Genomic DNA, 10,210 nt, shown 5'->3' on the forward strand with positions numbered 1-10,210 from the left:
GCGGGCTCGACCGCGTCGAGCCCGGCGAGGCGATCGAGCGCAGCCTCCACTTTGTCGGCCGCTCGCTGCTCCGCCTCGGGCCATTTCACGCGCCGCGAATCGTGGGCGAGGAATTCGTGCACGATCCGCCGCGCCCAGGTGGACAGCTGGCGCCAGGCGACACCTTCACGCGCGCCCTCTGCGAGCGTGTCGCGGAGCGCGGCGACGAACGCGTCGAGCTCACGCGTGGCCTCGAGCTCGTGCTCGTACCAGCTGGGACGCGGCTCGCGGTCGGGAACCGCGCGCTCCTCGGCCAGTTGCGCTTCCAACGCGCGTGCATGTGCATCGAGCCGCTCGTGCCACTGCGTTGCGCCGCGCACTACGCCGGCCCCGCGGCTGATGCGTTCCCAGCGTGCGGACGGGATTGGACGTGTGTGGAACCAGACCGGTGCGCTCGCGAGCAGTGTCATCACGTCGTGGCGGTGGAAGTCGCGGTCGGGGAGCGCGAGGAGCGCGAGGAGTGAACGCCCGAGCACGCTCTCGGCCAGGGTGCGCACCGCCGCCCCGTTGTGCGGGATGCCGGCGGCCTCGAGCTGCTCGTGCACGAGGCGCGCGTAGGGCTCGGCCGAGCCGTAGAGGATGGCCATGCGTTCGAGCGGTACGCCGTCGACGAGTGCTGCCATCACGAGCCGGATCGCGGCGCGTACTTCGTCGTCGGGATCCGACGCCGACACGACCTCGGTGCCATGAGGGGGAGTGATCGCGACGGAACCGTCGAGGCCGAGGCCGAGGCCGAGGCGCGCGATCGCCGCGGCAACTCCTGCATCGGCGCGTTCGACACCGGTGACACCCGCGACCACCGTGACCGGCGCGTGCTCGGCAACGGTGTTCAACAGCGCGGCGCCCGGCATCGACAGCTCTTGCGGTAGGTACAGCACGATCGCGCCCAGGTCGGCGAGGACCGGGGAGCCGTGCCGGACCGCGGCCACCGCGGTGTCCATCAGGTCGCGCTCGTCGTACCAGTCGCGCGCGTGCGCGGCGCGCGCGGCGCGGTACACGCGGACGACGTCGGCCGCACGCCTTCCCGCGCGCGCGAGGCGGTCGAGCGCAACGTTGTCGCACTGCGACAGCTCCCGGTATGCGTCGACGAGCGCTTGCTCCGTTGCCGGGTGTTCCGCGACCGCGGCGAACATGCCCGGTTGGCGCGTCAGCACGCCGCGCACCGCGGCTCCGAGCACCGGTGTGGACACGGGCCGGCGAGCCGCGGCGGCAAGGCGTGACGCGCCGAGTAGTTCCGCGACGCGGTAGACGGTGAGGAAGGTGACGCCCGCGATGCCGATGCCGCGATCGGTGACGGGCCCGAGCACGCCCGATCCGAGCATCCGGCGTGCCGCCACACCGACGTAGTTCGTGGGAACGACCACGCTCACCGGCGCGAGCGGATCGCCGTGCTTCCCCGCGGCAACCGCGTCGCGCAACGCCTGCGCGGCCGGCTGGCCGTAGGCGACAGTGACGAGCTCGATCCCTGACACCATTCTCTCGGTCGACTCCACTCCTGCGTCCCGGGCGTCCGCCCACGCCTCCGTTGCGTCTCGTACGGATCGTACGGCGGAGGTGCGACACTCACCGCGAGCCGGGTACCTTCGGCCTTGTGCCGGACGGCGTGAATCACCTGCAGTCGGCACGGAGTCGGGTCGTCTTCGCCCTGGTGTGTGGCGCGATCGCGACCCTCGTGGCGGCGTGGTTCGTGCCCTGGCAGATCACGGTGCTGGTCGGCTGGGACGTCGCCGCACTGGCGGTGCTGATCCGGGTCTGGACCCAGATCTGGCACTACGACCCGGTGCAGACGCGCGAGTGGGCGATGCGCGAGGACGACACGCGCACCGGTGCCGAGATTCTCCTCCTCGGCGCCGGCGTGGCCAGCCTCGTGGGCGTGGGCTTCGTCTTCCTGAAGGCGCAGGAAGGCGGTCGGTATCAAGAGGTGTTGCTCGAGGCCATGGGCATCGCCACCATCGTGATCTCGTGGCTGGTCGTGCACACCACGTTCACGCTGCGCTACGCGCACCTCTACTACACGGAACCCATCGGCGGGATCGACTTCAAGACGCAGGGTGCGGAGGTACCCGACTATCGCGACTTCGCCTACACCGCGTTCACCGTGGGCATGACCTACCAGGTATCCGACACCGACATCACGATGCGGGAGATGCGCCAGACGGTGATGCGGCACGCGCTGCTGTCGTTCGTGTTCGGCGCGGTGATCATCGGCGCCACCGTCAACATCGTCGCCGGTCTCCTCAACGCGTAGGGTCGCGCACGAATGGAAGTCGCCAACTCGCTCATCGAACTGGTCGGCAACACGCCGCTCGTGCGGCTCGGCCGCGTGGGCCGCGACCTCCGCTGCGACCTGATCGCGAAGCTCGAGATGCTGAACCCCGGCGGCAGCGTGAAGGACCGGCCCGCCGTTGCCATGATCGACGCCGCCGAGCGCGACGGACTGCTGCAGCCCGGCGGCACCATCGTCGAGCCCACGTCGGGCAACACCGGTGTGGGTCTCGCCATCGTCGCCGCGCACCGCGGCTACCACTGCATCTTCGTGATGTCCGACAAGATGAGCGAGGAGAAGGTTTCGCTGCTGCGCGCGTACGGCGCCGACGTGGTGGTGTGCCCCACGGCGGTGCCGCCCGAGCACCCCGACTCCTACTACTCGGTGGCCGACCGGCTCACGCGCGAGACGCCCGGCGCGTTTCGCCCCGACCAGTACTCGAACCCCGCGAATCCGGACGAGCACGAACGGTCCACCGGCCCGGAGATCTGGCGGCAGACGGCAGGTCGGGTCACCCACTTCGTCGCGGGAATCGGCACCGGCGGCACCATCACCGGCGTCGCCCGCTACTTGAAGTCGCAGAACACAGAGGTGCAGGTGATCGGCGCCGACCCCGAAGGCTCGGTGTTCTCCGGCGGGTCGGGCCGTCCCTATCTCGTGGAGGGGGTGGGCGAAGACTTCTGGCCCACCACGTTCGATCCGTCGCTCGTCGACCGCACGGTGATGGTCACCGACGCCGAGTCGTTCGCGGCGGCACGGCGAGTGACGCTCGAAGAGGGCATCCTCATCGGCGGGTCGTGCGGCACCGCGGTGCACGCCGCGCTCGTGGTCGGCCGCGAGCTCGGCCCCGACGCGGTGGTCGTGGTGCTCCTGCCCGACTCCGGGCGCAACTACCTGTCGAAGATCTTCGACGACGACTGGATGATCCGCTTCGGCTTCCTGCGGATGGAAGGCACGACCGCAGGCGACGTGCTCGACGCGAAGGACGATTCCATCCCCGAGCTCGTCGTGATCACTCCGGATGTCGCGACCCGCGACGCATTCGCGCGCATGCGCGAACTGGGTGTGTCGCAGCTTGTCGTCGCGACCACGACCGACCTGCCGCTCGCGGCCAAAGAGGTGTCGGGGATGCTGTCGGAGCTGCCGCTCATGGACAAGGCGTTCCTGAATCCCGAGGTGCTCGACCACCCGGTGGTCGACGTGATGGAGCCGGCGCCACCCATGGTGGGAGTGGGGGAGACGGTCTCCGACGTGGTCGACCGGCTCGAGCACTGCACCGCGGTGCTCGTTCTCGACGGTGGGCACCCGGTGGGCATCCTCACCAGCCAGGACGTGCTCACGTTCCTCGCGGTCCGGTCACCCAGGTAACCCATGGATGGCTTCGAGACCCGCGCCATCCACGCGGGCCAGGACCCCGACCCCGCGACCGGCGCCGTCGTGCCGCCCATCAGCGTCTCGTCGACCTTCGCGCAGGAAGCGGTCGGGGAACATCGCGGCTTCGAGTACGCACGCAGCGGGAATCCCACGCGGCGCGCGTACGAGGAGTGTGTCGCGTCGCTCGAGGGTGCAACGCACGGCTTTGCGTTCGCGAGCGGAATGGCCGCGGAAGACGCAGTGCTCCGGCTGCTCCCGCCCGGTGCGCGCGTCCTGATCCCGAACGACGCGTACGGCGGCACCTTCCGCCTCGTCGCGCGCGTGCTCGCGCCCGCAGGCCTCGAGTACGCGGTGGCCGACCTCACCGACCTCGACGCGTGCGCGCGCGACTGGCACGACGGCACCACGATGGTGTGGGTCGAGACGCCCACCAACCCCACGCTCACCGTCGTCGACATCGCCGCGGTATGCGAGCTCGCACACGCGCGTGGCGCACGGGTCGTGGTCGACAACACGTTCGCGACGCCGTACCTGCAACGGCCGCTCGAGCTCGGTGCCGACATCGTGGTGCACTCCGCGACGAAGTACCTCGGCGGGCACTCCGATGTGATCGGGGGTGTCGCGGTCACCAGCGATCCCGAGCTCGCGGAGCGCATCGGGTTCCTCCAGAACGCGGCCGGTGCGGTGCCGAGCCCGTTCGACTGCTACCTCGTGCTCCGGGGCATCAAGACCCTCGCCGTGCGCATGGACCGCCACTGTGCGAACGCGCATGCCGTCGCCACGATGCTCGTCGATCATCCCGCGGTCTCGCGTGTGCTCTACCCCGGCCTCGCCGACCATCCCGGGCACAACGTGGCGCGCCGCCAGATGCGCGACTTCGGCGGCATGGTGTCGTTCCTCGCCGCGGGCGGGGAGGAGACCGCGCTCGCGGTAGTGGCGACCACGCGCCTGTTCACGCTGGCCGAGTCGCTCGGCGGCGTCGAGTCGCTCATCGAGCATCCGGCACGCATGACGCACGCGTCAGTCGCTGGATCACCGCTCGCCGTCGATCCTGCGCTCGTGCGGCTGTCCGTCGGCATCGAGACGACCGTCGACCTCGTCGCCGACATACGCCAAGCGTTGGATTCGGGCGCCTCCTGAAGATATACGCGACGCGGCCGGGATATACTTGCTCGATGGCGAAGCATCTCGTGGATATCGACGAAGACGCGCTGAGTGCGGCGCGCGCCGAGCTCGGCACCGACACGCTCAAGGACACGGTGAACGAGGCATTGCGGCTGGTTGCGACGCCGCGGGCCGAGCACGTCGCTCGCGCTCTCGACGTCCTTGCCGCGGCCGACCTCCTCGATCGCGAGGACGCGTGGCGCTGACGCACCTCGTCGACACGAGCGTGCTGACTCGCCTTCGAACGAATCCGGTCCGCGAGGCCCTCGAGCCGCTTGCCGCAGCCGGTGTGCTCGCTCGGACGAACATGTCGGATCTCGAGATCGGCTTCTCCGCGCGCAACGCACGCGAGTGGGATTCGCTTGTTCGCGCACTCGAGGTACTGCCTCTGGTCGAGATCGAGGTTCAACATTTCGCCCGCGCGCGGCAGGTGCAACGCGTGCTGGCATCACGCAGCCAGCGTGGCCGCAAGGTTCCGGACCTCCTGATCGCGGCTGCCGCCGAAGATCTGAAGCTCACTCTCCTGCACTACGACGCCGACTTCGATCGCATCGCGCGCGCGACTGGACAGCGCTGTGAGTGGGTCGTCCCTGCAGGCACCGTAGCCTGATCGCCGTTACGCGACGGAGGTGCCGTACATGTTGCCGAGCGAGTCGGAGATCAGCTCGAGCCGCTCGCCGTCGGGGCCACGGAAGTACAACGACGCGCCGCTGATGTGCTCGTAGGGCACACCGGCGGCGTCGAGCTTGACCTTGAGGTGTTGCCACCGCGCGGGTTCCACCGAGAGCGCGAGGTGATGCAGCCCACCGAGCACTTCCGCGTAGTCACGGAGGTCGAGCCCTGGGAAGTCGAAGAAGGCGAGGAGATTGCCGTTGCCGATGTCGAAGAAGAAATGCGTCGAGCCTTGGTAGTCGCGGTTCTCGAAGAGCTCGGTGAGGGGGAACTCGAGGAGATCTTGATAGAACTCGATCGTCCGCTCGACGTCGCGCGACAAGAGTGCGAGGTGGTGCACGCCGCGCGCCGCCGAGGCCCCGCGCTGCTCGAGCGGCCTCAGATGTCGGAGCCGGAGCGCGTCCCACTCGGCGCTGCGGTCCACGTCGTCGCCGTGTCGCACCATCGGATCCTCCTCGTCTCCCGATCGAACTTGCGTCAACGGCCCGCGCTCTACGCGGCGTACCGACGCAAGTTTGTCCGTGTAACCGGCGCTACGCCATCGCGCGGCGGATGATCGCGCCGACGGCGACGGCTTCCACGAGGAAGCCGTCGTGGCCGTTGATGGTCTCGACCACCTGGATACCCGACGCGGTGGCCACGAGCCGGGCGAGCTCCTGTTGGAGGCGCAGGGGGTAGAGGCGGTCGGACGACATGCCCGCGACCGTCACGTCGGCTTCCACTCGGGACAGCGCGTCCTCGATGCCGCCGCGACCGCGCCCGACGTCGTGATGGTTCATCGCCTCCGAGAGCGCGATGTAGCTGTTGGCGTCGAACCGGCGCGCGAGGCGCTCGCCGTGGTATTCGAGGTACGACTCCACCGCGTAGCGCCCGCCTTCGAAGGGGTCCTCGTCACCCTGGTGCCCGCGCGCGAACCGCTCGTGGAGCTCGAGCTCGGACCGGTAGCTGATCTGGCCGATCTCGCGCGCGATCGCGAGGCCGACGTGAGGGCCGTCGCCGGGCGGCGCGTCGTAGTAGTCACCGCCGCGCCACTTCGGGTCGGACTTGATCGCGCGGATCTGCGCGTGGCAGAGCGCGATCTGCTCGGCCGACGCCTGCGCACCGACGGAGATCACGATGGCACGCGCGACGCGCGCCGGGTGCTCCACGGCCCATTCGAGGACGCGCATGCCGCCCATCGACCCGCCGACGACCGAGTGCCAGCGGTCGATGCCCAGCTCGTCGGCGAGATCGGCTTCCACTGCCACCTGATCGCGGATCGTGATGCGCGGGAAGCGCGATCCGTAGGGGCGACCGTCTGGCGCGTCGGACACGGGTCCGGTCGTGCCCTGGCACCCGCCGAGCACGTTCGGGCACACCACGAAGAAGCGGTCGGTGTCGAGCGGCGCGCCGGCGCCGATCATGCCGTCCCACCAACCGTCATGGAGGTGGCCGGGTGCCGCGGGCCCGGTCGCGTGGCTGTCGCCCGTGAGCGCGTGGAGCACGAGCACCGCGTTCGACGCGTCGGGCGCGAGCGTCCCCCACGTCTCGTACGCGACGGTCACCGACGGAAGCGTTCCACCGGCCTCCAGCGCGAACACACGGTCGAACGTGACGAACTGCCGGCGCCCCGGCTCGTCACCGGCGCGCCATGCGCCCGTGACGGGCAGCGGCGGGGGGTCGGTCACGCTTTGGTTCCGCTCTCGGCGCTGCGCGCCGGGCCGCTCGGGCCCCGTTCGCTGCGCCGCAGGGTACCTGCGGCGCTATCGCTCACTCTTGGCGGCCCGGAAACCCGCCTCGAGGTCGGCCTGGATGTCGGGGAGGCTCTCGATGCCGACGGACAACCGCACGAGATCCTCGGTGACCCCGGTGCTCACCTGCTCTTCGGGCTCGAGTTGCGAGTGCGTGGTGGTGGCCGGGTGGATCGCCAGGCTGCGCACGTCGCCGACGTTGGCGAGATGACTGTGCAGCTCGAGCGCGTCCACGAACTTCTGGCCCGCCTCACGTCCACCCTTGATCCCGAACGCGACGATCGCACCGCAACCGTTCGGCAGGTACTGCTTCGCACGCGCGTTCCACGGGCTCGACGCGAGACCGGGATAGATCACCCACTCGACCTCGTCACGTGCCTCGAGCCACGAAGCGATCGCGAGGGCGTTCTGCGAGTGGCGCTCCATGCGCAGGCTCAGCGTCTCGAGGCCCTGCAGGAACAGGAACGCGTTGAAGGGCGAGATCGCAGGACCCACGTCGCGCTGGTACTGCAGCCGGCACTTCAAGATGTACTGCGCGGGCCGGAGCTCCTCGGGAAGCTGCGAGAACACGAGCCCGTGGTAGCTCGGGTCGGGCTCGGTGAAACCGGGGAAGCGTCCGCTCGCGACGTAGTCGAACTTGCCGCCGTCGACGATGATCCCGCCGATCGAGGTGCCGTGGCCGCCGATGAACTTCGTTGCCGAATGCACGACGATGTCGGCACCGTGCTCGAGTGGCCGGCAGAGGTACGGCGTCGCGAGCGTGTTGTCGATCACGAGCGGGATGCCGTTGTCGTGCCCGACCCCTGCGACACCTTCGAGGTCGAAGATGTCACCCTTCGGGTTGCCGATGATCTCGCCGTACAGCGCCTTGGTGTTCGGACGGATCGCGGCGCGCCACGCGTCGAGATCGTCGGGGTCGTCGATGAAGCTCACTTCCACGCCGAGCTTCGGGAATGTGTAGTGAAGCTGGTTGTACGTGCCGCCGTAGAGCGATGCCGACGACACGATGTGGCCGCCGTTCTCGGCGAGATTCAGAAGCCCCTGGAACTGCGCGGCCTGGCCACTCGCCACCGCGAGCGCGCCGACGCCGCCCTCGAGCGCGGTCAAGCGCTCTTCGAACACGGCCTGCGTGGGGTTCATGATCCGCGTGTAGATCATCCCGAGCTCCTCGAGGCCGAAGAGCGCGGCCGCGTGCGCGGTGTCGCGGAACACGAAGCTGGTGGTCTGGTAGATGGGGACGGCCCGCGCGCCGGTGGTGGGGTCGGGCACGGCGCCGGCATGGATCTGCTTGGTCTCGAAGCCCCAGCTGTCGGACATGCGCGGTCGCTCCTGGCTGTAGAGGGATCGGGTGCGCTGCGACGCTATGCCCGGCATTCCCGACTCATCAACTCTCGTTTCCGGGGGCGGTGACGGCCCGCGGAGACATTGCCCCCAACCGTGGGTATGTTCGGTCGGTGGCCCCAGAGAGAGCTATCGGGGTGGGAGAAGTGTTCGGCGGCCGCTACCGGCTCGACGAGCTGCTGGGTGTAGGCGGCATGGGCGAGGTGTTCGCCGCGCACGATCTGCTCCTCGACCGGCGCGTCGCGGTGAAGCTGCCGACGGTGTCGAGCGACGACGCACGCGAGCGATTCCGCCGCGAGGCGCGCGCGGCGGCCAGCCTCAACCATCGGAACATCGTCTCGGTATACGACTGGGGCGACACCGCCAACTTGCCGTTCGGGCACGGAGCCGGCTCGCCGTACCTGGTTATGGAGCTCGTCGCCGGCCGGAGCCTCCGCGACACTCTCCGCGAACGGCGCGTGCTCGCGCCCCGCGATGTCGCCGCGATCGGCGTGCAGATCGCCGACGCGCTCGCGCACGCACATGCGCACGGTGTGATCCACCGCGACGTGAAGCCGAGCAACCTGCTCGTCACCTCTACGGGTGAAGTACCGAATTACGAAGTGAAGGTCACGGATTTCGGTATCTCGAAGTCGACGAGCGGGGAGGCACTCACCGATCCGGGCGCGGTGATCGGTACGCCGGGATATCTGGCGCCCGAGCAGGCCGCGGGGCTCACGGTCGACGCGCGCAGTGACATCTACTCCCTGGGTGTCGTGCTCGGCGAGCTGCTCACCGGTACGCGTGACGGCACGCTCGATGCGCGCGCAGGCGTCACCGAGCTCGAGCGCGTCGTGACGCGTGCACGCGCGCAGGATCCGGCCGCGCGCTACCAGCGCGCGAGCGATCTCGGCGATGTGTTGCGAGCCGTGGTCCGCCTGCTCGATAGGCCCGTCACCGCGAATGCGGTCCCGCTTCCCGCGCCCGGGCGCGCGCCTGCGCCCACGCCGCGGCACCACCGGAGAACGCGCCACCTCGTCGCGATCATGTCGGCGCCGTTGGTGCTCGTCGCCTGCGGTGCGTTCGCGTATTACGAGCTCACGCGCCCTCCAGCGGTCCAGGTGCCCAACGTCGTCGACCGCGACGTGTTCACCGCCGCCGACACGCTGCAGAAGGCGGGCTTCCGCGTCGACAGCATCGTGGCCGACAACCCGCGTCCCGGCGGCGTCGTCTTCGCGCAGTCGCCGCGACGCGGGCATGTGGTCGACCAGGGCTCCACCGTCACGATCACGATCAGCGACGGCGTCGCGACGATGCCCGACGTTATCGGCGCCAACGTCGACGACGCGCTCGCATCGGTCCGCCGCGTCGGGTTCGTCGACGTGCAGGTTGTCGACGACTATCGCGACGACCTCGATCCCGGCACGGTGGTCGGCACCACGCCGGTTCCCTACTCGGACGCGTCGAAAGCCGAGCCGGTCAACGTCGTGGTCGCGCGCGATCCACACGTGACCGTGCCCAACCTCGTGGCCGTGGACGAGGCCACCGCCACCACGACGCTCCAGCAGCTCGGGCTCGTCGCCGCGGTCAAGACCGCGAGCAGCCGGACCGTCGGCGCCGGCCTGGTGATCAGCGCGATCCCCTC

The 10,210-nt window shown here is 69.6% G+C and carries 10 protein-coding genes; 6 read left to right on the forward strand and 4 right to left on the reverse strand.

Annotation, left to right across the window (positions count from 1 at the left end):
• The coding region (locus WD271_11845; GenBank protein MEX1008525.1) for a hypothetical protein at positions 1 to 1,532 on the reverse strand (1,532 nt) is incomplete at its 3' end.
• 98 nt (positions 1,533 to 1,630) lie between these two features.
• On the opposite strand from WD271_11845, the gene WD271_11850 reads away from it, so the two are divergent.
• From WD271_11850 to WD271_11870, 5 genes are read left to right on the forward strand one after another with little or no spacing between them, the layout of a single operon-like run.
• The gene (locus WD271_11850) at positions 1,631 to 2,287 is read left to right on the forward strand and encodes a DUF1345 domain-containing protein (protein MEX1008526.1); all 657 of its coding nucleotides are present in this window, start codon (positions 1,631 to 1,633) and stop codon (positions 2,285 to 2,287) included.
• A gap of 12 nt (positions 2,288 to 2,299) precedes the next feature.
• Entirely contained in the window at positions 2,300 to 3,673 is a 1,374-nt protein-coding gene (locus WD271_11855) for a cystathionine beta-synthase (protein MEX1008527.1), read from the forward strand.
• 3 nt (positions 3,674 to 3,676) lie between these two features.
• Positions 3,677 to 4,819, forward strand: a complete 1,143-nt coding sequence (locus WD271_11860) for a cystathionine gamma-synthase (GenBank protein MEX1008528.1) — start codon at positions 3,677 to 3,679, stop codon at positions 4,817 to 4,819.
• A 35-nt stretch (positions 4,820 to 4,854) separates the two neighbouring features.
• Positions 4,855 to 5,049 carry a hypothetical protein gene (locus WD271_11865; protein ID MEX1008529.1) on the forward strand — a complete coding sequence of 65 codons (195 nt, stop codon included), beginning with the start codon at positions 4,855 to 4,857 and terminating at the stop codon, positions 5,047 to 5,049.
• Positions 5,040 to 5,453 carry a PIN domain nuclease gene (locus WD271_11870; protein MEX1008530.1) on the forward strand — a complete coding sequence of 138 codons (414 nt, stop codon included), beginning with the start codon at positions 5,040 to 5,042 and terminating at the stop codon, positions 5,451 to 5,453. Before WD271_11865 ends, WD271_11870 begins: the two co-directional genes overlap by 10 nt.
• A 6-nt stretch (positions 5,454 to 5,459) precedes the next feature.
• Here WD271_11870 and WD271_11875 read toward each other — a convergent pair whose 3' ends face one another.
• From WD271_11875 to WD271_11885, 3 genes are all read right to left on the reverse strand, one after another.
• Positions 5,460 to 5,960, reverse strand: a complete 501-nt coding sequence (locus WD271_11875; protein MEX1008531.1) for a VOC family protein — start codon at positions 5,958 to 5,960, stop codon at positions 5,460 to 5,462.
• A gap of 88 nt (positions 5,961 to 6,048) precedes the next feature.
• Complete coding sequence (locus WD271_11880; protein MEX1008532.1) at positions 6,049 to 7,182, reverse strand: homoserine O-acetyltransferase; 1,134 nt, start codon at positions 7,180 to 7,182, stop codon at positions 6,049 to 6,051.
• A 75-nt stretch (positions 7,183 to 7,257) separates the two neighbouring features.
• Positions 7,258 to 8,562 carry a bifunctional o-acetylhomoserine/o-acetylserine sulfhydrylase gene (locus tag WD271_11885; GenBank protein MEX1008533.1) on the reverse strand — a complete coding sequence of 435 codons (1,305 nt, stop codon included), beginning with the start codon at positions 8,560 to 8,562 and terminating at the stop codon, positions 7,258 to 7,260.
• A gap of 161 nt (positions 8,563 to 8,723) precedes the next feature.
• Between WD271_11885 and WD271_11890 the strand changes: the two genes are divergently transcribed.
• On the forward strand, positions 8,724 to 10,210 hold a 1,487-nt coding region (locus WD271_11890), incomplete at its 3' end, for a protein kinase (GenBank protein ID MEX1008534.1).

Source organism: Acidimicrobiia bacterium (assembly GCA_040880805.1).
Lineage (GTDB): Bacteria > Actinomycetota > Acidimicrobiia > IMCC26256 > DASPTH01 > DASPTH01.

Coding starts and splice junctions, on each gene's coding strand:
- WD271_11855 (MEX1008527.1), top strand. CDS start 2,300: ATGGAAGTCGCCAACTCGCTCATCGAACTGGTCGGCAACACGCCGCTC.
- WD271_11860 (MEX1008528.1), top strand. CDS start 3,677: ATGGATGGCTTCGAGACCCGCGCCATCCACGCGGGCCAGGACCCCGAC.
- WD271_11865 (MEX1008529.1), top strand. CDS start 4,855: ATGGCGAAGCATCTCGTGGATATCGACGAAGACGCGCTGAGTGCGGCG.
- WD271_11875 (MEX1008531.1), bottom strand. CDS start 5,960: ATGGTGCGACACGGCGACGACGTGGACCGCAGCGCCGAGTGGGACGCG.
- WD271_11885 (MEX1008533.1), bottom strand. CDS start 8,562: ATGTCCGACAGCTGGGGCTTCGAGACCAAGCAGATCCATGCCGGCGCC.